Raw genomic sequence first — 25475 nt, forward strand, 5'->3', positions numbered from 1 at the left:
AACCTCCATTTACAACAGAAAAAGCGCATCTCGGCGAAATCAGCGGCCTGATGCATATCCTTATATTCATCAGGACTATTTAACCTCTGTCGCCACTATAAGGGGAATCTTCCGCGCTTTACCGCCGTCGGGGTCACAGTTTACCGTCCCGATCGCCCGTTCACGGGCAATTGCCGATTATCTGAGCAATCCTGTATCAGGTCTTATCTTCGCCTTCCGCCTGCATGGCCAGCCAGAAGGATTGCTGACAGAGGTTATAAAATTGTTTGCGCATTGGCTTCACCTCCAGGCCGGCGCTATCGATAACCTGCCAGTCGATCCAGCACTCCGGGCAGGAGGCGGCATCCTGTTGCGGAAGCTCGATCTCGTAGCGGTGCTGGATCACCACCCCGCTGCGATGCCGCCAGCGCGCGATCTCCCACTCTGCTTCCGCTTCACGATCCTGTTCACGATGCTGCGTCAGTCGTTCAACGTGCTGTTGCCGGAGGATATCCCGGACCAGAGATGCCAGTTCCATCATGTCTGCCTTAAGCCTGTGGCGAAAAGCGACAGTTTATCGTGGACGGGCCGAGGCTACCGTAGCAAAAGCGGCCTTTTGCTTTGATTACACGGCTTTATGAATGCCGCGCTATCAGCGATAATAATCGTTCACTGAATCTATCCGGGATCGTCATGAAGGCATCAGAGCACCCGCCTCGCGTTCGTCAACGCGCCTTACCGCTAAAGCTGAGCACCGCCGTCTCCTTGATGATTGGCAGCGTGATCGGTGCCGTGCTGCTGCTGGTCTATGCCCTGTGGTATATGCAGATCAGCAATGCCACCCGCGACGGCCTGAAAGAGACCGCGCTGGCGGTGGCGCGCACCATGGCTGATATGCCGCAGGTGAAGCGCGGACTGGCGGCGCCGCCGCAGCAGCAGATTATTCAGCCGCTGGCGCAGGCCATCACCCGGCGCAACGACCTGCTGTACGCTATCGTCACCGATATGCACGGTATTCGCTATTCGCATCCGGACAGCTCAATTATTGGCAAACCCTTCATCGGCCACGATATCCAGCCGACGCTGCAGGGAAAAGAGAACGTGGCCATTAACCACGGGGTGCTGGCCCCGGCGCTGCGAGTGTTTACCCCGGTGTTCAACGACCAGCATCAGCAGATTGGCGTGGTGGTGGTCGGCATTTCGCTGAGTAAAGTGGACGAGCAGATCGCCAACAGCCGCTGGGACGTGCTGCTGACCATCCTGTTCAGCGCGCTGGTCTGCGCCATCGGCACCTGGAGCCTGGTGCGCGGCCTGAAGCGCGTCCTGCTGGGGCTGGAGCCGCACGAAATCTCCACTCAGTTTCAGCAGCGTCAGGCCATGCTTCACGCCCTCAAGGAGGGGGTGGTGGCGGTCGATGCCCATGGTGAGGTTAACCTGATCAACCCGGCGGCGCGCGAGATACTCTTTTCCGGGCCGGACAAGACCCTCGCGCATACCCCGCTGCTCGCCGACCTGCAGACGGTTTTGCACAGCGGCGAGCCGATGTACGACCGCGAGCTGGGGTGCAATGGCCTGTTGCTCATCAGCAATACGGTGCCTATCCGCAGCCAGGAGGCGGTGGTCGGCGCCATCTGTACCTTCCGCGATAAGACCGAAGTCAGCCAGCTGCTGCAGCGGCTGGACGGCATGATGAGCTATGTGGATGCCCTGCGCACCACCTCACATGAGTTTATGAACAAACTGCACGTGATCCTCGGCCTGCTGAATATGAAAAGCTATGGCAAACTCGAGGAGTACGTGCTGCAGACCGCCCACCGCTACCAGGCGGACATCGGCGATATTCAGCACCGCATTAAATCCCCGGTGGTGGCTGGCTTTCTGATAAGTAAAATGCAGCGCGCCACCGAGTGCGGCTTTACCCTTAAGCTGGCGGAAGAGAGCCTGGTGCCGGATTGCCCGAATGAGAAGCAGGTCACCGTGCTGGTGACGGTGCTGGGCAACCTTATCGAGAACGCGCTGGACGCCATGAGCGGTCAGGCGGAGGGCGAAATCGGCCTGCTGCTGCACTATCAGGACGGCTGGCTAAGCGGTGAAGTGAGCGACGACGGGCCGGGGATCCCGGAAAACAACATCGACGCTATCTTTAACAAAGGCTTCTCCACCAAAGGCGAGAATCGCGGCGTCGGGCTGTTTCTCGCCAACCAGCAATTACGCGAGCTGGGCGGCACCCTCGCCGTCGAGTCGGAACCCGGCGTATTTACCCAATTTTTTGTTCATCTCCCCTGGGATAGTAAAAGGAAACGTGCGTGATAAATGTGTTGATTGTTGACGATGATGCCATGGTGGCCGAACTGAATCGCCTGTACGTGGCAAGGGTTCCCGGCTTTCGTTGCAGCGGGAGCGCCTCGACGCTCAGTCAAGCCCGGGAGATGATTAACGATCCGCAGCTGGAGATCGATCTGGTGCTGCTGGATGTCTATATGCAGCAGGACAGCGGGCTCGATCTGCTGCCGACTATCCGTAAATCGGGGCGCGCCATCGACGTCATCATGATCACCTCGGCGGCGGATGCCGCCACGGTGCAGACCGCCATGCATTACGGAGTGGTCGATTACCTGATTAAACCTTTCCAGTTTCCCCGTTTTGAAGAGGCGCTCACCACCTGGCGGGAGAAGCGCAAGCTGATAACCGGTCAACCCTATTACGAGCAGGCCGACGTTGACCGCCTGCTGCACGGCGGCGCGCCGGAAGCCAGCGACGCGCGCAAGCTGCCCAAGGGGCTCACCGCGCAAACCCTGCGCACCCTGTGCCAGTGGATTGACGCTCACCCGGACGTTGAATTCTCTACCGATGAGCTGGCGGCGGCGGTGAATATCTCCCGCGTTTCCTGCCGCAAGTATCTGATCTGGCTGGCGCAGATCAATATTCTCTATACCACTATTCACTACGGCGCCACCGGGCGGCCGGTCTATCGCTACCGCCTGGTGGCCGAACAGTACAGTTTGCTTAAGCAGTACAGCCAGTAACGCGGTAGCCGCTGTCCAGCGACGCAAAGCGCAAGCGCTGCGGCGCTGACAGTATAATGTCGCGATTTTTGGTGACGAAAATCGCGTCGATATCCTGCCGCTGACGCAACGCTGCGCAGCCTTTCTCGACGCCGAGGCCGAACAGCAGCGTGGTCCAGATATCGCCGTCTAAAGAATCGCTGGAAATCACCGTGACGCTGTCGAGTTCGTTGTCCAGCGGGTAACCGCTGCGCGGGTCGAGAATATGGTGCCAGCGCTTGCCGTCCTGCTCGAAATAACGTTCGTAGGTGCCCGAGGTGACTACCGACTGTCCGTTGACCGTCAGGGAGCCGATCAGCGCCTGCGCATCGGCAAACGGTTTTTTCAGGCCAATAGCCCATTCGCCGAGGGTATGCACATTGCCGCCGAGGTTGATCAGCGCCCTTTCCACATGCTGCTGACGCAGATAATCACGCACCCGGTCAGCGATATAGCCTTTGGCGATCGCCCCAAGATCCAGCTCCATCCCCGGCTGCTGAAGAAACACGCTGCAGGTTGCCTCATCAAGGATCACCTCCTGCGGGCGGGTCAGCGCCAGCCGGGCCCTGATTTCGCCGGCGTCAGGCACGCTGTGTCCCTGAAAGCCAATCCGCCACAGCTTCACCAGCGGCCCAATCGCGAGGTTAAAGGCGCTGTCGCGCACCATGCTGGCGGCTTTGGCGCACTGAATGAGCTGAAAGACCGGGCGGCTGACGGTCACCGGGTGACGTCCGGCGGCGTGGTTGATATCCATCACCTGGGACTCGGCGCGGTTAACGGTAAGCAGATCTTCGTAGCGCTTGATTAACTGAAATACGCGGGAGGCCAGCGCCTCATCATGGGAGCAGAGTTTGAGCAGGATGGGAGAACCCATCAGAACGGCGGAGTAGCTATAGACGCGGTTATCAGACATCGGGCTCTCCTTAGTAGGGATAAGCCGGGCGGCGACAGCGCCGGCCCGGCATCAACAATGACGTGTTATCCTCTGGCGCGTTTCGCCGCCTGGTGGCCCGCGAGGGTGCCGAAGATGATGATATCCGCCACCGCGTTACCCCCGATACGGTTGCCGCCGTGGATCCCGCCAACCACCTCACCGGCGGCGTAGGCGCCGCGGATCGGCTGCCGGGCAACGTTCAGCACTTCGCCATCGGTGTTAATGGTCACGCCGCCCATGGTGTGGTGCACCCCCGGGGCGATACGAATGGCGTGGAACGGACCTTCGTTAATCGGCGCACGCAGCGCGGTGGTACGGCCAAACTGTTCATCATGCTGTTTTTCCACCGCCCCGTTGTAGCACTCGAGGGTGGCGAGGAAGGCATGGTAATCCATCCCCAGTTTCTCCGCCAGTTCACGCGGCGAGCTGGCGCTGGTGACGAAGCCTTTGGCGATGTACTCATCGGCGGCTTTGTTTTTCGCCCGTACATGTTCGTCAAAGACGATGTACGCATAGTGTTCCGGCAGGGCGATAATCGCCGCGGAGACTTTATCGCGGGTCTCCATTTCGTTGAAGAAGCGGTTACCCTGCTGGTTGACGAGGATCGCCCCACCGCCGCGAATCGACTCGGAAATCAGATAGGAGGTCTGCTGTTCAACGGTCGGGTGAATTTGAATTTCGCCCATATCCACCGTGTCGGCGCCGATACGCTCCAGCAGCGCGATACCGCTCCCGGTGGCCCCTTTGTGGTTGGTGGTGACGAATCCTTCGAGGTCAGGACGATACTTCACCACCATCGCGCTGTTGGCGCTGAAGCCGCCGGTGGCCACCACAATGCTTTTGCTCTGGACTTCAACGATCTCGTTTTCGTCGTTGATCAGACGCACGCCGCTGACTTCATCGCCGCTCATCAGGATCTCTTCCACCGAGGTATCCAGCAGGACGTCGATGCCGCGTTTGGTGATGTTGCGCAACAGGCCGCTAATCAGATAGCCGCCGACCGCTGACCCGTCGCGCGGACGGTGGGTGCGGTCAATGCTCATCCCGCCGGTGGTGGTGATATCGTTGAGCATAATGCCGCGGTCAGCCAGCCATTCAATGGCTTGCGGGGCATTCTCCACGAAGCGGCGCAGCAGCTGCGGGTTGTTTTTATTGTGCCCACCTTTCAGGGTTTCCTGATAGAACAGATCTTTGCTGTCCTGAATGCCTTTCACGCGCTGGAAGCGGGTCTCCGCGGCGTTCATCCCGGCGGAAGCCTTGATGGTATTCCCGCCAATGGTCGGCATTTTCTCGACGATCAGCACGCTGGCGCCTTCGTCGTGAGCCTGAATGGCGGCCGCCAGACCGGCGCCGCCGCTGCCGACCACCACCACATCATAGCTTTTCGGCGCGGCGTCATTGCCGCCCTCTTCCGCCGCCAGCGCTTTGCTCGATTTCAGCATCGCTTTGGCGACCGCTTTTTTCACCGCCTCGCTCTGGCTGGTGGCCCCGGAAATAGCATCCACGTGCGGGGTATTGGCGGTCAGAATACGTTCGCGGATCTCTTCAAAGCTGGTGGTGAACTCCACGGTCTGCACCGGGCTCGCCGCCAGTTCGATATCGGCGATATGGTCATTTTCGAGGCTGACGTTGATCACCAGCTCATTGGCGTCATCCTGAACGGTTTCAACAAACATCCCCGGCTTAAATTTGGCGTCGCCCATGCTCATGTCGCGGATCATCGCTTCCACCAGCGAGAAGCGCCACAGCGGTTCCGGAATGTGCAGCGCCTCGCGCTGGGTGCTGTCGATAAACAGCTCCAGCTCTTCACCCGCGGCGATACGAGCCGCCCAGTCCGGATAGGCGATGCAGGCGCGGCCCACGGCGATCAGGTCATAGCCGTGATCGAGGCCCAGCTCGGCATCGGCGACGTTAACCACCCCGCCGACGCCCATCACCGGCACCTGAGCCAGAGTGTCAGAGCGCATGGCGCAGTATTTCTCAATCAGCGGCGTTGGGTCGCAGATATCAACGATAGATGGACGCAGAGTCGCGCCCACCGAGAAGTGCAGATAATCGACGCCGCGAGCGGCCAGTTTTTCCAGCAGATACATGGTGTCGTCGAAGCGGATCCCCGGGACCTCCATCTCTTCCGGCGAGAAGCGGTAACCGATGATAAAGGCATCGTCAGCGTACTGGCGGGCCATTTTATGGGTGATGTCGAGCACCGCCAGCGGGAAACGAGCGCGATTGTCGCGGCTACCGCCCCACTCATCGTCGCGCTGGTTGGAGTTCGGCGAATAGAACTGCTGAATGAGATAGGTGTTAGCCCCGTGAATTTCGACCCCGTCGAAACCGGCGAGGATAGCGCGACGGACCCCATCGCCAAACTTGGCGATCATGCCTTCCACTTCGTCTCCGCTCAACGCCCGCGGCATCGCGGCGCCCTCACGCGGGGCGGCGATAGCGCTCGGCGCCACCGGCTGGCGACCGCCGATCAGCTGCGGGTCGACCATGCGGCCGCCGTGATAGATCTGCAGAATCGCTTTCGAACCTTCCGCTTTAATCGCTTCGGCGATTTTCGCCAGGCCGGCGATTTTTTCATCGTTATCGATACCGATAGCACCCGGGAAGGCCAGGCCGTAGTCATCAATAAAGCAGCACTCGACAATAATGGTGCCGATGCTGCCGGCGCGAGCGCGATAGTACTCCACCAGCTCGCTGGTGACAGTCCCATCGTAATAACCGGTGCAGGTGGTCATCGGCGCCATGAGCAAACGGTTTTTCAGCTCCGTACCATTTGGTAAAGTAAATGGCTGCAGAATTCGTTCGTTACTGGTCATAAGTTACGCTCCAGATTTTAAAATATTAAAAATTCAGAATGGGGTGACGGAATCATTAATGGTTGTGTTTTTTTAATTCCTGTTGTCATGCCAATAATATAACGGGTTTTTTAGTTACTAAATCAATTACGTTAGTTATAAAACTATTTAACCCCAGCAATAACATCGCTACCTCTATTGTATTATTAAAATAATAAATAGCATTTACATAATACAAATGAACGATAACATTTCAGATACTTACGTTAACATTCACAACGACCAAACTCGCGAACATTACAGTTATTATTCAGCAAGTTACGAAACACATGAAAAAAAATAGCATTAATTTCTTATTTTTATTTTAACATTTACCGATATTTTCGCCAAAATAACACTTCATCACATAGGGTTATACTGATAATAAAAAAATAGTGAAATCACCTGCTTTTCTTGATCTTGATCAATTGCAACGGCCATTGAAAGCGCAATATATAAATAACCAATAAATTTAATTTAACGCCCATCAAATCGCGTTAAATAATCGCCCCAACGATACTCAGAAACGCAAAATAAAAACTAAAGAAACTTTTGTAATTAAAGAAATCACTGAGCGAATCGCTGGCGTAAACGTTATTTTCAACAACTTGCAGATACTCATTATGAAAGAGAAAAAGACAACCATACCGCCTGCCGGTGCAGTCAATCCAACGACTGCGAATAAAAAACGTCTCCTGATGATGGCGCTGCCGATTATCGTTGCCGTGCTGTTACTCTTCGTCCCGGTCCCGGACGGCCTGCCGCCGTACGCCTGGCACTACTTCGCTATCTTCGTCGGGGTGATCGTCGGGTTGATTTTTGAACCACTGCCTGGCGCCGTTATCGGCATCACCGGCGTGGTGGTCATCGCCCTGTGCAGTCAGTGGCTGCTGTTCAGCCCGGAACAGATGGCCGCACCTGGCTTCAAAATGGCCGGCGCCTCCTTTAAGTGGGCGGTGAGCGGCTTCGGCAACTCCACCGTGTGGCTTATCTTCGGCGCCTTTATGTTCGCCGCCGGCTACGATAAAACCCAGTTCGGCCGCCGCCTGGCGCTGATTCTGGTGAAATATCTCGGCCGTCGCAGCCTGACGCTGGGCTACGCCATCACCTTCGCGGATCTGCTGCTGGCGCCGTTTACGCCGTCGAATACCGCGCGCAGCGGGGGCACCATCTACCCGATTATCGCCAACCTGCCGCCGCTGTACGGTTCAAAACCAAACGATCCGAGCGCGCGTAAAATCGGTTCCTATCTGATGTGGGTAGCGATCACTGCCGCCTGTATCACCAGCTCGATGTTCCTGTCAGCACTGGCGCCGAACCTGCTGGCGCTGGCGCTGGTAAAAAGCATCGTCGGTATCAACATCTCCTGGGGCACCTGGTTCATCGCCTTCCTGCCGCTTGGCGTACTGCTGATCCTGACCATGCCGCTGCTGGCCTACTGGTTCTACCCGCCGGAAGTGAAAGTCAATAACGAAGTGCCGCTGTGGGCCGCTCGTGAACTGGAAAAACTGGGCAAACTGTCGCGCAATGAGATCCTGCTGCTGGTGTTCGTCTGCTTCGCGCTGATGATGTGGATCTTCGCCGCCGACTGGATTGAACCGGCTCTGGCCGCCCTGCTGGTTATCGTGCTGATGCTGTGGACCGGCGTGCTCTCCTGGAGCGATATCACCAACAACAAAGCGGCGTGGAACACCTTTGTCTGGTTCGCCACCCTGGTGGCGCTGGCCGACGGCCTCTCCTCTACCGGCTTTATCGCCTGGCTGGGTAAAGAGGGCGGCGCGCTGATGAGCGGTATCTCCCCGGGGATGGCGACCATCGTCCTGCTGCTGGCGTTCTACCTGCTGCACTATCTGTTTGCCAGCACCACCGCGCACACTACCGCGCTGCTGCCGGCCATGCTGACCATCGCCGCCACCATTCCGGGGATGAATATGGAAGTGTTCGTTCTGCTGATGGTCACCTCGCTGGGCGTGATGGGGATCATCACCCCGTACGGTACCGGCCCAAGCCCGATCTACTACGGCAGCGGCTATCTGCCGACCAAAGATTACTGGCGCCTCGGCACCATCTTTGGCGCCATCTTCCTGGCCGCCCTGCTGCTGATTGGCTATCCGTGGATGTCCATGATGTTCTGATTCATAACCGCCGGGACCACCCCGGCGGTTTTATCTTTATGGAGTAAGTGATTATGTCGACTAAACCGTTTGTTTATCAGGATCCGTTCCCGCTGGCGCACGACGATACCGAATACTATCTGCTCAGCAAAGCGCACGTCTCCGTCGCCGAATTTGACGGCCAGGAAGTGCTGAAAGTGGAACCGCAGGCGCTGACCCTGCTGGCGCAGCAGGCCTTCCACGACGCCGCCTTTATGCTGCGCGTCTCCCATCAGCAGCAGGTCGCGTCGATTCTGCTCGACCCGGAGGCCAGCGATAACGATAAATATGTCGCCCTGCAGTTCCTGCGCAACTCGGAAATCGCCGCCAAAGGCGTCCTGCCCACCTGTCAGGACACCGGCACCGCCATCATCATGGGTAAAAAAGGCCAGCGCGTCTGGACCGGCGGCGGCGACGAAGCCGCCCTGGCGCAGGGCGTGTACAACACCTATACCGAAGATAACCTGCGTTACTCGCAGAACGCCCCGCTGGATATGTATAAAGAGGTCAACACCGGCACCAACCTGCCGGCGCAGATCGATCTCTACAGCGTCGACGGCGACGAATATAAATTCCTGTGCATGGCGAAAGGCGGCGGTTCCGCCAATAAAACCTATCTCTATCAGGAAACCAAAGCGCTGATCACCCCGGCGAAGCTGAAAAACTATCTGGTGGAGAAGATGCGTACCCTTGGTACCGCTGCCTGCCCGCCGTACCATATCGCCTTTGTCATCGGCGGCACCTCGGCGGAAGCGACGCTGAAAACCGTCAAGCTGGCCTCCACCCGCTACTACGACGGTCTGCCAACCGAAGGCAACGAGCACGGTCAGGCGTTCCGCGATGTGCAGCTTGAGCAGGAACTGCTGCAGGAAGCGCAAAACCTCGGCCTCGGCGCGCAGTTCGGCGGCAAATACTTCGCCCACGATATCCGGGTGATCCGCCTGCCGCGCCACGGCGCCTCCTGTCCGATCGGCATGGGCGTCTCCTGCTCCGCCGACCGCAACATCAAAGCCAAAATCAACCGCGACGGTATCTGGATTGAGAAACTGGAGAGCAATCCAGGAAAATATATCCCTGAACATCTGCGTCAGCAGGGCGAAGGCAAGGTGGTCAGCATCAACCTGAATCAGCCGATGAGCGAGATCCTGGCGCAACTGTCCGCCCATCCGGTTTCCACCCGCCTGAGTCTCAACGGCACTATTATCGTCGCCCGCGATATCGCCCACGCCAAGCTGAAAGAGCTTATCGATAATGGCGAGGAACTGCCGCAGTACGTGAAAGATCACCCGATCTACTACGCCGGCCCGGCCAAAACGCCTGCCGGTTACGCCTCCGGCTCCCTCGGCCCGACCACCGCAGGCCGCATGGACTCTTACGTCGATCTGCTGCAGTCCCATGGCGCGAGCATGGTGATGCTGGCGAAAGGCAACCGCAGCCAGCAGGTCACCGACGCCTGCCACAAACACGGCGGCTTCTACCTCGGCAGCATCGGCGGCCCGGCGGCGGTGCTGGCGCAACAGAGCATCAAGAGCCTTGAGTGCGTGGCGTATCCGGAACTGGGGATGGAGGCGATCTGGAAAATCGAAGTGGAAGATTTCCCGGCGTTTATTCTCGTCGATGATAAAGGCAACGATTTCTTCCAGCAGATCCAGAACAAGCAGTGCGCCGGCTGTAAACAGCACGGCTAACGCCCCCTCTGGCGCTAACAGCAGGCCGTCGCCGTTCAGGTGACGGCTTTTTTTTAGCCCGCGCCGCGCCAGCTTGAACTCACTTCCTGCCCGGCTATGCTCAACGACAAGTCGTCCCTTGAATGCTGAAAAAGAACAATAATTCCCTTTCCCGGGTTGATGCTGACCCTCGGGTCGACCGGGACGATGCCCCAGCCGTCGCGCCGCAGGAGGGTGAGAAATAAGGATAACGTAGCGGCATTTCCGCCGGGTGGCGTCTGTTCCTTACCCGGCCGACAACGACTGCCGGGCAATCCGACCTGGACGACGACTCAACCCTGCGCGGCGTCAATGTCGTCAAACACCTGCTGCGCCAGATGCATCGTGGCATTGGCCGCCGGCAGTCCGCAGTACAGCGCAGAGTGCATGATCAACTCTTTCAGCTCATCGCGGGTCACCCCGTTGTTAAACGACGCGCGCAGATGCATCTTCAGCTCCGCCTCGCGATTGAGAGCAATCAGCATGGCAATGGTGATCATACTGCGGGTGTGGTGGTCGAGCCCCGGACGGGTCCAGGTCTCACCCCAGGCGTAGCGGGTGATAAAGTCCTGAAACTCTTCGTTCAACGGCGTCAGATGCTGCAGCGTACGGTCGACGTGGGCGTCGCCCAGTACTTTGCGCCGCACCGCCAACCCGTCCTGATAGCGCTGTTTATCCTCCATGGCGTTCTCCCTGGAAAAAGCTCAGCAGCGCTGAAGTAAAGCTATTCGCCGCCTCAATGTTTGACAGATGCGATGCCGGCAGAACTACCACCTGGGAGGCGGGGATCTGCTGCTGCAGGAAATTAGCGTCACCGACCGTGGTGACAGGGTCACTTTCACCGGCAATGATTAACGTCGGCAGCGGGATCTGCCCTACTTCGCCCCGCAGGTCGGCGGCGGCCAGCGCCTCACAGCAGGCGGCATAGCCTTCGGCGTCGGTATGGGTCAGCTGGTGACACAGGGCCTCCACCACCTCCGGCGCCTTCTGGCGAAACGCGTGGGTGAACCAGCGATCCGCCGCCCCGGCGGCCACCACCGCCATTCCCTCCTGGCGTACCGCCCGCGCCCGCGACAGCCAGCTGGCCTGATCGCCGATGCGCGCCGCGGTGTTCGCGACGGCCAGACCATAAAAACGCTCTGGCGCAAAGCGGCCCAGCCACAGACCGGTCAGACCGCCCATCGAGATCCCGCAGAACCAGGCGCGGTCGATATTCAGATGATCGAGCAGCGCAATCACATCTTCCCCCAGCTGGGCGAGGGTCACTTTGCCATTTTTCGTCGTTTTACCGTGGCCGTGGGTGTCGTAGCGCAGCACCCGGAAATGGGCGGTTAACGCCTCTGTCTGCGGCTGCCACATCGCCCGGGTGGTACCCAGCGAGTTGGAGAGAACGATAACCGGAGCACCTTCCGGTCCATCGAGTTGATAATCAAGATTCATCATGTTGCTCCTGATAACGCGCCAGCACCTGGCGCACAAAGCGTTCGGCGCTGCCGGTCGCCGTTGCCGGGTCCAGCAGCGTGGTTAAGCGTTCGCGGGAGAGATACTGACTAACCTGCGGGTCTGCCGCGAGCAGATCGACCAGCGGGCGGTGGCGGTCCAGCGCCTGACGGCACAGCGCCTCAATATGATGGTGCGCCTCAGCTTTGCCGATGCATTCCGCCAGCGCCAGGGTCACCGCCTCAGCCATGATCAGCCCGTGGGTGATATCGAGGTCGGCACGCATCTTTTGCGGAAAGACCTGCATGTCGCGCACCAGCGCCTCGCTTTGCGCCAGCGCCCCGCCCACCAGGGTAATCAGCTCCGGCAGGGTCTCCCACTCCGCCTGCCAGCCGCCCAGCGCCCGCTCGTGCTGCTGAATCTGGCAGGCGTAGAGGGTGGCCATCAGACCCGGGGTGCGCTGGGCGGCGGTCAGGATCGCCGCGCAGGCCACCGGATTGCGCTTATGCGGCATCGTCGACGAGCCGCCGCGCCCTTCCGCTACCGGCTCGCCCACCTCAGCCACTTCGGTCTGCATCAGCAGGGAGAAGTCGTTAGCGAATTTCCCCAGGGTGCCGCAGACGCCAGCGAACCAGGCGCCTGCCTCCAGCAGCCGATCGCGCTGGCTGTGCCACGGGGTATCCGGCAGCGACAGACCGAGGTTCTGCGCCAGCGCCTGGCCAACCGCCGGTCCTTGCGCTTTCAGCGCGTCCAGGGTCCCCGCGGCGCCGCCGAACTGCAGCACCAGCAGACGCGGACGCATCTCCCGCAGCCGCTGCTGCCAGCGCAGCAGCGCGTCGAGAGTGCCCGCCAGCTTCAGACCAAAGGTCACCGGCAGCGCATGCTGCATCCAGGTCCGGCCCGGCATCACGCTGTGGCAATGACGGTCGGCCTGCCCGGCGAGGGCCGCCAACAGTCGCTCAAGCAGTTGCTCGGCGGCATCCAGCGCCCCGCGCAGCTGGAGCACCAGCCCGGTGTCGATAGCATCCTGACTGGTGGCGCCCCAGTGAACGTAGCGCGCGGCGTTTGGATCCCGCGCTTTTACCTGGGCCGTCAGCTGTTTCACCAGCGGGATCGCCAGATTACCCGACCCCACAGCCGCCTCGCCCAGGGCGGTAAAATCGATCGCCTCGTGGCGGCAGGCCGCGACAATCGGCCCGACCGCCGCTGCCGGCACCATCCCGCAGGCGGCCTGCGCCTGGGCCAGCGCCGCTTCAAAATCCAGCATGCCCTGCACCCGCTGCGCGTCGCTGAACCAGTCGGTGAGCGGACTGCTGCGCAGCATCGGGGTCAACAAACTCATTCTGGCTCCTTAAACACGTTCAATAATCAGGGCGATCCCCTGCCCGACGCCGATGCACATGGTGCACAGCGCGTAGCGGCCGCCGGTCCGTTTCAGCTGGTAAGCTGCGGTCATCGCCAGGCGGCCGCCGGAGGCGCCGAGCGGATGCCCCAGGGCGATCGCCCCGCCGTTGGGGTTCACATGGGCGGCATCGTCCGGTAAGCCCAAATCGCGGGTCACCGCCAGCGCCTGGGCGGCGAAGGCTTCATTCAGCTCGATCACGTCCATCTGGGCTAACGTCAGACCGGTCTGCGCCAGCACCTTCCGCACCGCCGGCGCCGGGCCAAAGCCCATAATGCGCGGCGCCACCCCCGCCGTCGCCACGCCGACCACCCGGGCCAGCGGCTGAAGATCGTTGGCCGCCAGCGCAGTTTCGCTGGCCAGCAGCAGCGCGCAGGCGCCATCGTTAACGCCTGAGGCGTTGCCGGCGGTGACGCTGCCGTCGGCGCGCACCACGCCGCGCAGTTTCGCCAGCGCCTCCAGCGAGGTGCTGCGCGGGTGTTCATCGCGGCTAAACCGCAGCGGCTCGCCTTTACGCTGCGGCACCTGGACGGCGATCAGCTCATCGGCAAAACGCCCAGCCTCCTGGGCCGCGGCGGTGCGCAGTTGACTGCGTAAGGCGAACGCATCCTGATCGGCGCGGGAAATGGCAAACTCATCGGCGACATTTTCCGCCGTCTCCGGCATGGAATGCACGCCGTACAGGGCTTTCATCTGCGGGTTAATAAAGCGCCAGCCGATGGTGGTATCCTCCATCTGCATGCTGCGGCTAAAGGCGCTCTCCGCTTTACCCATCACAAACGGCGCCCGGGACATACTCTCCACGCCGCCGGCGATCATCAGCTGCGTCTCCCCGCTTTTAATCGCCCGCGCCGCGACGCCGATCGCATCGAGGCTGGAGCCGCACAGGCGGTTGATGGTGCTGCCGGGCACGCTCTCCGGCAGCCCGGCCAGCAGCAGCGCCATCCGCGCCACGTTGCGGTTGTCTTCCCCGGCCTGGTTGGCGCAGCCAAAGATCACATCGTCAATGCGCGAAGGATCCAGTCCCGGGTTACGCTCCAGCAGCGCTTTCAGCGGTAGCGCCGCCAGGTCGTCAGCGCGCATCGTCGCCAGGGTACCACCAAAACGGCCAAAGGGTGTACGCACCGCATCACAGATAAATGCCTGATTCATCATAGGTTCCTTACGCGCTTTCCGCCAGTTGTTCAAAGGTCAGCGTCACCGGAGTGATGCGCTGCAGCTCTTCAAAAGAGAGACCGTTAAAGATTTCCCGCACCACCGGGCCGCGGCCGGTAATGTCGATCACCGCCAGGTCGGTATAGATCCGGCTCACGCAGCCGACGCCGGTCAGCGGGTAGCTGCACTGTTCCACCAGCTTGCACTCGCCGTCGCGGGTCAGATGGTCCATCATCACAAACACCTGGCGAGCGCCGATGGCCAGATCCATCGCCCCGCCGACCGCCGGGATGGCGTCCGGCGCGCCGGTGCTCCAGTTGGCGAGATCGCCGCTGGCGGAGACCTGATAGGCCCCCAGCACGCAGATATCGAGATGGCCGCCGCGCATCATGGCGAAGGAGTCGCCATGGTGGAAATAGCAGCCGCCCTGCAGGAGGGTGACGTACTCTTTACCGGCATTGATCAGCTCGGGATCTTCTTCTCCGGGCTGCGGCTTCGGCCCCATGCCCAGCAGGCCGTTCTCGCTGTGCAGGAACACCTCTTTGTCGGCAGGCAGGTAGTTGGCAATCCGGGTCGGCAGGCCAATGCCGAGGTTAACGTAAGCGCCTTCGGGGATATCGCGGGCCACGCGCTGGGCCATTTCGTCACGGGTCAGTTTTTGCATCTCGGGCTCCTCAGGCGCGTTGTGCGGCAGTCAGGTTTTCCAGCGAGAACACGCGCTGGACGAAAATGCCGGGGGTGATGATGTGTTCCGGGTCGAGGTCGCCCAGCGACACCAGCTGCGAGACTTCAACGATGGTGGTTTTCGCCGCCGTCGCCATAATCGGGCCAAAGTTGCGCGCTGCCTTGCGATACACCAGGTTGCCCCAGCGGTCGCCCTGGTGGGCTTTAATCAGCGCGAAATCGGCTTTGATCGGATACTCCAGCACATAGTGGCGGCCGTCGATTTCCCGTGTCTCCTTGCCTTCCGCCAGCGGCGTGCCGTAGCCGGTGGGGGTAAACACCGCGCCCAGCCCGGCGCCGGCGGCCTGGATACGCGCCGCGAGGTTGCCCTGCGGCACCAGCTCCAGCTCCACTTTGCCGCGGCGATAGAGGTCATCGAAAATCTGGGAATCGACCTGGCGCGGGAAGGAGCAGATCATTTTGCGCACCCGGCCAGCCTTAAGCAGCGCCGCGAGCCCCACTTCGCCGTTGCCGGCGTTGTTGTTAATGATGGTCAGGTCGCGGGCGCCCTGGTCAATCAGGGCGTCAATCAGAAAGGTCGGCTGGCCGGCGGGACCAAAGCCGCCGATCATAATAGTCGCCCCGTCGTGGATCCCGGCGATGGCCTCGCTCAGCGTCGATACGCTTTTATCAATCATCAGGTCGCTCCAGTGATGTGCGGTAATCGCACTTTTATTCGTTGTTCGCACAAAATGTGACCCGCTTAACGATGTCGGTCAAGGGCGATAATCGAAATATGGTGCGATAATCGAACATCGGTTATCTTTAGCGAAAGAATGTGATCGATGGCAAATATGGGGAACAGAAATGGACAAGCATCCAGACGATTTACTGACCGGCGACGGCGATCCGTTTAAGGGCGATCCTAACTTCATGGCCTCGCTGGCGCGCGGCCTGGAGGTGATTCAGGCATTCACGCCGCAGCGGCCCCTGCTGTCTATCTCACAGATCAGTCAGAAGACCGGCATTCCGCGCGCAGCGGTGCGCCGCTGCCTGTATACCCTGAGCAAGCTGGGGTTCGTTTATGCCGAAGACGGTAAGCATTTTCAGCTGCGGCCGCGGATCCTGGCCCTGGGTCACGCCTGGCTGGCCTCGACGCCGCTGGCGCGTTCGGCGCAGCCGGTGCTGCGGCATCTGAGCGAAATGCTCAATGAGTCCTGCTCCATCGCCACCCTCGACGGGGACGATATCCTGTATATCGCCCGCGCTTCCAGCTCGCGGATCATGACCATCGACCTCGATATCGGCAGCCGCCTTCCGGCGTGGGCGACCTCGATGGGTCGGGTGCTGCTCAGCCATCAGCCGGAGGAGAAGCTCAACGACATGCTGGCCAGGGTAACCATGATCCGCTATACCCCGCAGACGGTGGATTCGGTGGCGAAGCTGCGCGCCGAGCTGAAACGGGTGCATCAGCAGGGGTATGCCCTCAACGATCAGGAGCTGGAGATGGGCCTGCGCTCCCTCGCGGTACCGCTGTTTAACGCCCAGGGGCAGGCGCAGGCGGCGCTGAACGTCGGGGTGCATGCGGGCCAGATGTCGGCCCGCGAGATGATCGACCGCGTGCTGCCGGAGCTGCAAAAAGCCGCCCGCGAGCTGACGCTGCTGCTGCGCTAACGGCTGCGCTTGGCGTGCCGCTCCCAGGTCTCCTGCTTCGCTTCGGCCGATTTACGCAGCGCGACATAGCAGGCGCCGCTACCGCCATGATGTGGTAGCGCGGCGCAGAAGGCCTGCACCTCCGGCAGCTCTTCCAGCCACCGCGCCAGATAGCTGCGGATGATATTGGCATGGGACTGGTCGTCGCGGCCTTTGCCGTGAACGATCAGCACATTGCGTAACCCCTCTTTCTGCGCCTGCACCATAAAGGCGAAGAGCATCTGCCGGCACTGTTCCACCGGCTGGCGCAGCAGGGAGAGGCTCGCCTGCTGGCTGTATTTCCCCCGCCGTAGCTTATCCAGCACACCGCTCTGCAGCCCTTCGCGCTTAAACTCCAGCGGCGTGGCGAGCGGTACGATATCGAGATAGCCGGTAGTGAGAAAATTATCCAGTTGCAGGGTGTCGACGCGCTGCGGGGCGCGACTGTTGCGCCCGGGATGCCAGTGCACGTCATTGTTACGTTTCAGGGGCTGGACATCTTCCATGGCGTCAAGAAACAGGGATTTGTCATCAAGGTTCATGGGCTCTCCTCCAGCGGCTGTCGCCAGCTACTATAGCCGCCTCGCGCTCCCCCCTCAACGCGTTTAGCCCCGTCTGCTGGCAAAGTGAGCGCGACGGGCGGTTAAGGAAACAATTGTCGACTCTGGCGGCGAAACAGGGTGATTAATGACGCCGTTAGCGGCGTCTGCCGGGTGTCGCGCCGCTGGATCAGAAAATAGGCCGCCGTCGGCAACGCTTCACGGACGGGGATCATCATCAGTTTGTCCGCCATCATCGGATCGTTGCCGAGCTCCACCGGCAGGATACTGAGAAAATCGCTTTTCACCACCAGGCTGATGCACGACGAGAAGGTCTCGCACACAATATCCACCTTTGGCGCCAGTCCGGCCTGATTAAACCGGTCCTGCAGCTGTTTAAAGTAGCTGCCGCGCGGCGTCGGCATGGTCCAGTGGTGATCCATCAGCTCCACCAGCGAGGTGGCCTGCGCCGCCGGATGCCCCGCGCGGGCGAAGACCGCGAACGGTTTCTCAAACAGTTTTTCAAAGCTGAACTCATGGTCGTACGGCCCGGGATAGTAGGTGTTGATGGTGAAATCCAGCTCCCCCTGGCGCAGCTCATTGATCATCGCCAGCAGCTGGCCCTCCATGATCCGCACCTTCACCTGCGGATGCTGCTGATGAAAGCGGCAGATCACCGACGGCATCAGCGACCGGGCGACGCTGGCGCCAAGGCCAATATTGATCTGCCCGGCCTGCTCTCCCTGGCGCTGCAGCAGTTCATCCTGCGCCGCCCGCAGCTCCTCGAGGATCAGGCTCGCATGTTGATAAAAACTTTCGCCATCGTCAGTCAGCGCCACCCCCTGGCGGCGGCGGACGAACAGCTGAGCGGAAAGCCCCTCCTCCAGCTCTTTAATCGCTTTGGTCAGGGCCGGCTGCGAGACCGCCAGCGAGCGGCTGGCGCCGCGAATACTCCCTTCCCGGGCCACCTCGACGAAGGCGCGAATTTGATGAAATTTAATCTGAAATGCCATGTTTTTGGTGATAACTGTTGTTTATCAGACGGAAGAAAATGACATCTACTGTAATCCATCAGGCTGTGGCAGGTTAAGAGCGTTAAGGCCTGTAGCGCGTCAGTGATAAACAAAAGCTATCACATCGTGAACGCCGTCACATTTTTTACTTATGACAGGATAAGCTATGCCGCAACTTGATGAATACCTGCGCCAGCTGGCGCCAGCCATGACCCAATGGCGCCGCGATTTTCACCTGCACGCTGAATCCGGCTGGCTGGAGTTTCGCACCGCCAGCAAGGTGGCGGAGATCCTCGACGGACTCGGCTACCAGCTGGCGCTGGGGCGTGACGTCATCGATGCCGACAGCCGGATGGGGCTGCCGGATGAGGAGACCCTGACCCAGGCTTTCGAGCGCGCCCGCGAGCAAGGGGCGCCGGAACGCTGGTTGCCGGCGTTTGAAGGCGGGTTCGCCGGCGTGGTGGCGACGCTCGACACCGGTCGTCCCGGCCCAACCCTGGCCTTTCGCGTCGACATGGATGCCCTCGACCTCAATGAGCAGCACGATGACAGCCACCGCCCCCATCGCGACCATTTTGCCTCCTGCAACGCCGGCATGATGCACGCCTGCGGCCACGATGGGCATACCGCCATCGGGCTGGGTCTGGCGCATGTGCTCAAGCAGTATGCAGCCCAGCTCAACGGGGTCATTAAACTGATTTTCCAGCCTGCTGAAGAGGGTACCCGCGGCGCCCGCGCGATGGTGGCCGCCGGCGTGGTGGACGAGGTGGACTATTTCACCGCCATCCATATCGGCATCGGCGTTCCGGTCGGCACCGTGGTGTGCGGGGGAGACAACTTTATGGCCACCACCAAATTCGATGTGCATTTTAGCGGCGTGGCCGCCCATGCCGGCGGTAAGCCTGAAGATGGGCACAACGCGCTGCTCGCCGCCGCCCAGGCCGCCCTTGCTCTGCACGCCATCCCACCGCACAGCGCCGGCGCGTCGCGGGTCAACGTTGGGGTGATGCAGGCTGGCACCGGACGCAACGTGGTGCCCTCTTCGGCCCTGTTAAAAGTGGAAACCCGCGGCGAAAGCGAAGCCATCAATCAGTATGTTTTTGATCGGGCGCAGCACGTCATCGCCGGGGCCGCGGCGATGCATCAAGCCGGGTACGAGTTACGCATGATGGGCGCGGCCACCGCCAGCGCCCCGTCGCCGGCGTGGGTGGCGTACCTGCGCGAACAGGCCGCCCTTGTGTCCGGCGTGCAGCAGGCGGTGGATCGCATCGCCGCCCCGGCGGGATCGGAAGACGCCACCCTGATGATGGCCCGGGTCCAGGCGCGCGGCGGCCTCGCCTCGTACATGATATTCGGCACCGAACTGAGCGCCGGTCACCACAACGAGAAGTTTGACTTCGACGAGAGCGTAATGACGGTCGCGGTCGACACCCTGGCGCGCGTCGCGCTTAACTTTCCCTGGCAGCGGGGGGTGTGATGGAACCCATCTTTCAGTTTGTGGACGAGGTGATTGAGGCAAGCCGCGAGACATATTGCGCTATCGCCGATGACATCTGGGATCACCCGGAGACGCGCTTTGAGGAGTTCTGGTCCGCCCGCCGGCTGGCGGACGCCCTGGAAGCGGAAGGTTTTCAGCTTACCCGGGATGCCGGCGGGATCCCCAATGCTTTTATCGCCAGCGTCGGCGAGGGCCAACCGGTTATTGCCCTGCTGGGCGAGTTTGACGCCCTGGCGGGTCTTAGCCAGCAGGCCCACTGCGCGGAGCCGACATCGTCGACGCCGGGGGGCAACGGTCACGGCTGCGGGCACAATCTGCTCGGGACGGCGGCTTTCGCCGCGGCGGTGGCCGCTAAAAAATGGCTGCAGCAGCACGGCGGCGCAGGCACCCTGCGCTTCTACGGTTGCCCGGGGGAAGAAGGCGGCTCGGGCAAAACCTTTATGGTGCGCGAAGGGCTGTTTGATGACGTCGATGCGGCCCTCACCTGGCATCCAGAGGCCTGGGCCGGGATGTTCAGCACCCGCACCCTCGCCAACATTCAGGCGGCGTGGCGCTTTACCGGCACCGCCGCCCACGCCGCCAATTCGCCGCACCTGGGGCGAAGCGCCCTGGACGCGGTCACCCTGATGACCACCGGCAGCAACTTCCTGAATGAACATATTATCGAGAAGGCGCGGGTTCATTACGCCATTACCGATACCGGCGGCGTCTCGCCCAACGTCGTCCAGGCCCAGGCGGAAGTGCTGTATCTGATCCGCGCGCCGGAGATGGCCGACGTGGAACAGATTTTCGCCCGCATTGAGAAGATTGCCCAGGGGGCCGCGCTGATGACCGAGACCCACGTCAGCTGCCGCTTTGAAAAAGCCTGCTCGGGCTATCTGCCCAACCGCACGCTCGAAGCGGCGATGTACCAGGCGGTATGCCATTACGGCACGCCGGCATGGAGCGACGACGAGCGCGCCTTTGCCGCGGCGATCCGCGCCACGCTCAGCGACAACGATATCAATAACAGCCTGAACAATATCGCCGGCACCGGCGGCGAGGCGGGGAAAACCTTCGCTCGTCGCCACCGCGACACGCTGCTGATTGATGAGGTGGCGCCGTGGGCGGCCACGGATACGCTCCTCGCCGGCTCCACCGACGTCGGCGACGTCAGCTGGAAAGCGCCGGTGGCCCAGTGCTTCAGCCCCTGCTTCGCGGTGGGTACCCCGTTGCACAGCTGGCAGCTGGTGAGCCAGGGACGCACCGCCATCGCCCATAAAGGGATGCTGCTGGCGGGGAAAGTCCTCGCGGCGACGGCGATCCGCTTATTCAGCGACCGCGCGCTGCTGGAGGCCAGCCAGCGAGAGCTCAGGCAAGCGCTGGCCGAACATCCCTACCGCTGCCCGATCCCGACGGAGGTGAGGCCGTCGGTTTTACGCTAACCATACAGACCAGACCGCTCCTGACAGACGCTGACCGGCATCGCGGCACGCACCGACCATAATAACCGCCGGCAGTACGGGAGCAGGCCTGCCTAACACAACAACGACAACAGAGGAACGCCCATGAGTATGTCATCCATACCGTCGCCTTCCCCCGCCGGAAAGCGCTATGGCTGGGTAGAGAAGATCGGTAATAAGGTCCCGCACCCGTTTTTGCTGTTTATCTATCTTATCGTGGCGCTGATCGCCGCCACGGCGATACTCTCCGCCTTCAACGTCGGGGTCCAAAATCCTGCGGACGGGTCGCGGGTGGTGGTCAAAAACCTGCTCAGCGTGGAAGGGTTGCACTGGTTTCTACCGAACGTGATTAAAAACTTCAGCGGTTTCGCGCCGCTGGGGGCGATCCTCGCCCTGGTGCTGGGCGCCGGCTTTGCCGAGCGGGTGGGCCTGTTGCCCGCGCTGATGGTGAAGATGGCCTCCCACGTTAGCGCCCGTTATGCCAGCTATATGGTGCTGTTTATCGCCTTTTTCAGCCATATCTCTTCGGACGCCGCGCTGGTGATCATGCCGCCGCTGGGGGCGCTGATGTTTCTCGCCGTCGGTCGGCATCCGGTCGCCGGCCTGCTGGCGGCCATTGCCGGCGTGGGCTGCGGCTTTACCGCCAATTTACTGATCGTCACCACCGACGTGCTGCTCTCCGGGATCAGCACCGAGGCGGCCAAATCCATCGATGCCTCTCTGCACGTCAGCGTGATCGATAACTGGTACTTTATGGCGACCTCGGTGATCCTCCTGACCCTCGTCGGCGGTTTGATCACTGACAAGCTGGTGGAGCCGCGGCTGGGCCAATGGCAAGGCAGTCGTGATGACAAGCTGCAGACCCTGACCGCCGAGGAGCGTTTCGGCCTGCGCATCGCCGGCGTGGCGACGCTGGCGTTCGTGGCGGTCATCGCCCTGATGGTGGTTCCGGAAAACGGCATTCTTCGCGATCCGGTTCAGCACACGGTCATGCCCTCGCCGTTTATCAAAGGCATCGTGCCGCTGATCATCTTTTTCTTCTTTGTCGTGTCGCTGGCTTACGGCATCGCCACCGGCAAAATTCGCCGCCAGGCCGATCTGCCGCAGCTGATGATTGAGCCGATGAAAGAGATGGCCGGTTTTATCGTGATGGTCTTCCCGCTGGCGCAGTTCGTGGCGATGTTCAATCGTAGCCATAAATCAGACCCTATAAAATATATATAATAATATCAGTCATATATAAAAATATACTGGATATCGAGACAGTTATATTTTAGGCTATTTTCACCCGTTTTAACCCATTATGTTGTTATCAGCACCCCACACAGCACCCCACAGTTTAAGGTTTGGATATGGCTTTCTTCACCATAGAGAAAAGATTACGCAGCGATGGAACTGCCCGTTATCGCTGTACTGTAGCCGTTAAACAAAATGGTAAGTACGTCCACCGGGAGAACAAAACCTTCTCCAAGAACACCCTTGCGAAGTCCTGGGGGGCTAAACGTGTAGCATACATTGAAGAGCATGGTCTCCCAGAGCCAGAAAAAGAGATGAAAGAGATCTCTGTTATAACTGTTGGTGACCTGCTTACTCAGTATGAAAACCATCCAAACATAACGCTCGGTGCATCAAAAAGAAGCTCTCTCCGCACGCTTGGCCGTTCCTTTCTGGCAGAAATCAAACTTACGGACTTGACCGCAAAACATATTATCGAGCACTGCCAGACCCGAAAAGCGCAAGGACTTGCGCCTTCCACTATCTCTCAGGACGTATCGTATTTAAGTGTTGCGCTTGAAGCGGCCAAGCCACTTTTTGGCGCCCCAGCTAATTTGAACGAATTATCTGACGCTAAAGTTTGGTTGAGAAATATGGGGATCACAGGTCCTTCACAGCGACGTAGTCGCCGCGCAAGCGCTACCGAGGTTGATCGGTTGCATGAAGTTCTTAAAGTTAAGGCCGAAACGGCATACACCGGGGCGCCATTACATCAAATATTTATGTTTTCCATACTTACATGTATGAGGGTTGGAGAGGTTTGTCGTCTTCTCTGGGAGGATGTGGACGATATTCAGCGTTCTGTTATCGTTAGAGACAGGAAGGACCCGAGGAAAAAAATCGGCAACCACATGTTAGTGCCCTTACTTGGTGATGCCTGGAGGATATTGACGATGCAGCCTCGTGTTGACGACAGGGTATTCCCGTTCAATCCGAAAAGTATAACAGCCATGTATCGGCGCGTTCGTGACGAGTTGGGGATTGAGGATCTGAGATATCACGATCTACGGCGCGAAGGGGCAAGCCGTCTGTTTGAAGCAGGATTCAGTATTGAAGAGGTAGCGCAGGTCACAGGACATCGTTCACTCAATATATTGTGGCAGGTTTACACTGAGCTATTTCCGAAAACGCTGCATGAGAAATTCGATAAGTTGCAGAAAAGCAAAAACATTGAGTAGAATCAAAAGCGGTGCTCCCCCTGCCTGAGCCCACGCCCACCCGGCAGCAGCATACATTAGCTGCCGGGTGGGCCTATGTGCAACACACTTTGAACTATTCACTAAATGAGCTGCCTGAATAATAACCACTATTAATAAGGCTCACTATGACTACTCTTCTGATCACCTCAAGCGTTGTATTTGTCATCCTCGCACTATTTACCATAAGCGTCATAAAACTATGGATTGGAGTCTCCAACAACCCTGACTAGCACCATCAGAGCCCCTCCCCATCCCTGCCATCATCCACAGCCTGTTTTCGCTATGGTCACGCGTCTTATCGACGAAATACGTTTGTTCCCGCGCTGTCCAGGAGTTAGCTTCCACCTCTGATAAGTGGATGCCGCGCCGGCGCAGATAGTTGACAAAGTCACTGGTGCGTAGGTACTGATACCCTTTCGGGTTGCGAGAGATAGAGGCGCAGAACGCCTCCCTGATTTTGTGCTGGAGCATGGTAGCCTCCTGGTCAATACTGGTTGCGCACAAAGTAGTTTTATCCGAGAGGAGAATCAATATAGGTTCTGGCTATCAATTTATGTCATTTCCGTAACATATTGATGTAACGAGTAAGGTAAGTCTTAAAGTGTTATCAGCCCTTAGCTGTTTGATGGTTTTGCGAACAATGCGAGGTTAAAATTTTTCAGCTATGGCAATGCCTTCATAGCAAATTGTTCACCTGCGATCTCTTGCATACGGTTCGCAGGTGAGCAAACTTAACCGGCTGGAAAATATTTATAAATCGTCTTCACCCCCTCCTATCACATAGGCCGCCGATCCAATGTTTTAACTGCTCAGACCAGAAATATCTGGAAGCTTTGGGCGCCTTCTTAGAAGATAGGGGTGTGCGAAGACGCACACAGCAATGATGTTATGTAGTATTTTCCCCTTGAGTGTGCCTGCTCAAGGGGATTTTTTATCGCCGTATTGTACTGGCAAATATTTGTAAATAGTCTTCACCCCCACGCCTGTCACATCGGCCACACGCGACTGGACAGGCGGTTAGTCCGGTATGTTTCTCGCGCTACTACTGCTTACGTTAACGTCTGGTAATGATCTAGCGGCGCGACGTAAAGCGGCGTTGAAAGCAATTATAGTGACCGGCCGGCGTTGGTACTTCACACGGTTAGAATGGCTCTGAAATAAAAAAACATCTTCTGGATAGCGTTCTCTTCTACGAGCAATGATCCCCTCCACTGGAGGGGTTGATTCAACACGTAGCTCTTTCAGGTGACCCTGTTTTCGTATCAGTATCAAGCCATCATCAATATCATCATATCGAATACTCAGCAGCCTTCCAGCGCTTAAACCTGTGTGAAAAATTAACGCCCACAAGTCTGCCCATGTATCTGAGATGGAAACAAGATTGCTGTTAATAGTTAAAAATTGTTCAAAACTTATTGTTTTCTTACCGTTCACGAACAAACCAAACTGTTTTCAAAGCTGAATGAATTGATTAAGCCAAACGTAACATATCAGGAAAAGT

Annotated in this window: 22 protein-coding genes and 1 pseudogene; 10 read left to right on the plus strand and 13 right to left on the minus strand. The window is 59.2% G+C overall.

The features are described from left to right. Nucleotides 1-196: 196 nt before the first annotated feature. Nucleotides 197-520: a hypothetical protein gene (locus L2I46_RS07190; protein WP_219803850.1), complete on the minus strand. Its 324-nt coding sequence runs from the start codon at nucleotides 518-520 to the stop codon at nucleotides 197-199. A gap of 152 nt (nucleotides 521-672) precedes the next feature. Between L2I46_RS07190 and L2I46_RS07195 the strand changes: the two genes are divergently transcribed. Together L2I46_RS07195 and dcuR are read left to right on the plus strand one after the other, a co-directional pair. After that, a complete protein-coding gene (locus tag L2I46_RS07195) occupies nucleotides 673-2289 on the plus strand; it encodes a sensor histidine kinase (RefSeq protein ID WP_023289525.1) in 1617 nt (538 codons plus the stop codon). Then, nucleotides 2286-3005, plus strand: a complete 720-nt coding sequence (dcuR, locus tag L2I46_RS07200; protein WP_023289524.1) for a two-component system response regulator DcuR — start codon at nucleotides 2286-2288, stop codon at nucleotides 3003-3005. The genes L2I46_RS07195 and dcuR overlap by 4 nt, the downstream gene beginning before the upstream one ends. On the opposite strand, the gene L2I46_RS07205 is transcribed toward dcuR, so the two are convergent. Continuing rightward, nucleotides 2986-3936, minus strand: coding sequence for an FAD:protein FMN transferase (locus tag L2I46_RS07205; RefSeq protein WP_236947680.1), 951 nt, complete (start codon nucleotides 3934-3936; stop codon nucleotides 2986-2988). The genes dcuR and L2I46_RS07205 overlap by 20 nt on opposite strands. Nucleotides 3937-4001: 65 nt before the next feature. Beyond that, on the minus strand, nucleotides 4002-6779 hold the full coding sequence (locus L2I46_RS07210) for a flavocytochrome c (protein ID WP_236947682.1): 2778 nt from the start codon (nucleotides 6777-6779) through the stop codon (nucleotides 4002-4004). Between the two features lie 641 nt (nucleotides 6780-7420). Here L2I46_RS07210 and L2I46_RS07215 point away from each other — a divergent pair. After that, on the plus strand, nucleotides 7421-8932 hold the full coding sequence (locus tag L2I46_RS07215) for an anion permease (RefSeq protein WP_049092623.1): 1512 nt from the start codon (nucleotides 7421-7423) through the stop codon (nucleotides 8930-8932). 53 nt (nucleotides 8933-8985) lie between these two features. Next, complete coding sequence (gene fumA, locus L2I46_RS07220; RefSeq protein ID WP_023289520.1) at nucleotides 8986-10638, plus strand: class I fumarate hydratase FumA; 1653 nt, start codon at nucleotides 8986-8988, stop codon at nucleotides 10636-10638. Between the two features lie 311 nt (nucleotides 10639-10949). Here the strand turns inward: fumA and pcaC are convergent, their stop codons facing one another. Genes pcaC through L2I46_RS07250 form a run of 6 tightly spaced genes read right to left on the minus strand, consistent with a single transcriptional unit; the run spans nucleotide 10950 to nucleotide 16014 of the window. Beyond that, nucleotides 10950-11339, minus strand: a complete 390-nt coding sequence (gene pcaC, locus L2I46_RS07225) for a 4-carboxymuconolactone decarboxylase (RefSeq protein WP_023289519.1) — start codon at nucleotides 11337-11339, stop codon at nucleotides 10950-10952. Beyond that, a complete protein-coding gene (gene pcaD / locus L2I46_RS07230) occupies nucleotides 11329-12096 on the minus strand; it encodes a 3-oxoadipate enol-lactonase (protein ID WP_236947717.1) in 768 nt (255 codons plus the stop codon). Before pcaD ends, pcaC begins: the two co-directional genes overlap by 11 nt. Next, on the minus strand, nucleotides 12086-13438 hold the full coding sequence (locus L2I46_RS07235; protein WP_236947684.1) for a 3-carboxy-cis,cis-muconate cycloisomerase: 1353 nt from the start codon (nucleotides 13436-13438) through the stop codon (nucleotides 12086-12088). Before L2I46_RS07235 ends, pcaD begins: the two co-directional genes overlap by 11 nt. Before the next feature lie 9 nt (nucleotides 13439-13447). Continuing rightward, complete coding sequence (pcaF, locus tag L2I46_RS07240) at nucleotides 13448-14650, minus strand: 3-oxoadipyl-CoA thiolase (protein ID WP_048297434.1); 1203 nt, start codon at nucleotides 14648-14650, stop codon at nucleotides 13448-13450. Between the two features lie 10 nt (nucleotides 14651-14660). Continuing rightward, nucleotides 14661-15317, minus strand: coding sequence for a 3-oxoacid CoA-transferase subunit B (locus tag L2I46_RS07245; protein WP_065805655.1), 657 nt, complete (start codon nucleotides 15315-15317; stop codon nucleotides 14661-14663). Nucleotides 15318-15327: 10 nt separating this feature from the next. Further along, nucleotides 15328-16014, minus strand: a complete 687-nt coding sequence (locus L2I46_RS07250) for a 3-oxoacid CoA-transferase subunit A (RefSeq protein ID WP_023289514.1) — start codon at nucleotides 16012-16014, stop codon at nucleotides 15328-15330. Between the two features lie 169 nt (nucleotides 16015-16183). On the opposite strand from L2I46_RS07250, the gene L2I46_RS07255 reads away from it, so the two are divergent. Further along, the gene (locus L2I46_RS07255) at nucleotides 16184-16990 is read left to right on the plus strand and encodes an IclR family transcriptional regulator domain-containing protein (protein WP_023289513.1); all 807 of its coding nucleotides are present in this window, start codon (nucleotides 16184-16186) and stop codon (nucleotides 16988-16990) included. Here the strand turns inward: L2I46_RS07255 and smrA are convergent. After that, nucleotides 16987-17550 carry a DNA endonuclease SmrA gene (gene smrA, locus L2I46_RS07260; RefSeq protein WP_032452707.1) on the minus strand — a complete coding sequence of 188 codons (564 nt, stop codon included), beginning with the start codon at nucleotides 17548-17550 and terminating at the stop codon, nucleotides 16987-16989. The two genes, L2I46_RS07255 and smrA, sit on opposite strands and share 4 nt — an antisense overlap. A 101-nt stretch (nucleotides 17551-17651) precedes the next feature. Next, a complete protein-coding gene (locus L2I46_RS07265) occupies nucleotides 17652-18560 on the minus strand; it encodes a LysR family transcriptional regulator (RefSeq protein ID WP_044522727.1) in 909 nt (302 codons plus the stop codon). Nucleotides 18561-18726: 166 nt separating this feature from the next. Here L2I46_RS07265 and L2I46_RS07270 point away from each other — a divergent pair, with 166 nt between their 5' ends. The 5 genes and pseudogenes from L2I46_RS07270 to L2I46_RS29720 all read left to right on the plus strand — a co-directional run bounded on the left by L2I46_RS07270 (nucleotide 18727) and on the right by L2I46_RS29720 (nucleotide 24204). Next, the gene (locus tag L2I46_RS07270; protein ID WP_236947686.1) at nucleotides 18727-20037 is read left to right on the plus strand and encodes a M20 family metallo-hydrolase; all 1311 of its coding nucleotides are present in this window, start codon (nucleotides 18727-18729) and stop codon (nucleotides 20035-20037) included. Then, nucleotides 20037-21482, plus strand: a complete 1446-nt coding sequence (locus L2I46_RS07275) for a M20 family metallopeptidase (RefSeq protein ID WP_072420272.1) — start codon at nucleotides 20037-20039, stop codon at nucleotides 21480-21482. The genes L2I46_RS07270 and L2I46_RS07275 overlap by 1 nt, the downstream gene beginning before the upstream one ends. Before the next feature lie 123 nt (nucleotides 21483-21605). After that, nucleotides 21606-22697, plus strand: a pseudogene (locus L2I46_RS07280) (AbgT family transporter); the annotation flags it as partial. A gap of 155 nt (nucleotides 22698-22852) precedes the next feature. Next, nucleotides 22853-23953 (plus strand): tyrosine-type recombinase/integrase, encoded by a 1101-nt coding sequence (locus L2I46_RS07285; RefSeq protein ID WP_236947688.1) that lies wholly within the window; start codon nucleotides 22853-22855, stop codon nucleotides 23951-23953. A gap of 146 nt (nucleotides 23954-24099) precedes the next feature. Beyond that, the gene (locus L2I46_RS29720) at nucleotides 24100-24204 is read left to right on the plus strand and encodes a YnaM/YnfT family protein (RefSeq protein ID WP_349815103.1); all 105 of its coding nucleotides are present in this window, start codon (nucleotides 24100-24102) and stop codon (nucleotides 24202-24204) included. On the opposite strand, the gene L2I46_RS07290 is transcribed toward L2I46_RS29720, so the two are convergent. Together L2I46_RS07290 and L2I46_RS07295 are read right to left on the minus strand one after the other, a co-directional pair. Beyond that, on the minus strand, nucleotides 24164-24445 hold the full coding sequence (locus tag L2I46_RS07290; protein ID WP_116955443.1) for a hypothetical protein: 282 nt from the start codon (nucleotides 24443-24445) through the stop codon (nucleotides 24164-24166). The genes L2I46_RS29720 and L2I46_RS07290 overlap by 41 nt on opposite strands. 546 nt (nucleotides 24446-24991) lie before the next feature. After that, nucleotides 24992-25414: a hypothetical protein gene (locus L2I46_RS07295; protein ID WP_004892499.1), complete on the minus strand. Its 423-nt coding sequence runs from the start codon at nucleotides 25412-25414 to the stop codon at nucleotides 24992-24994. Nucleotides 25415-25475 lie beyond the last annotated feature (61 nt).

The sequence above is a fragment of the Klebsiella sp. 2019SCSN059 genome, from assembly GCF_021739525.1.
Taxonomy (GTDB): Bacteria; Pseudomonadota; Gammaproteobacteria; order Enterobacterales; family Enterobacteriaceae; genus Klebsiella; species Klebsiella quasipneumoniae.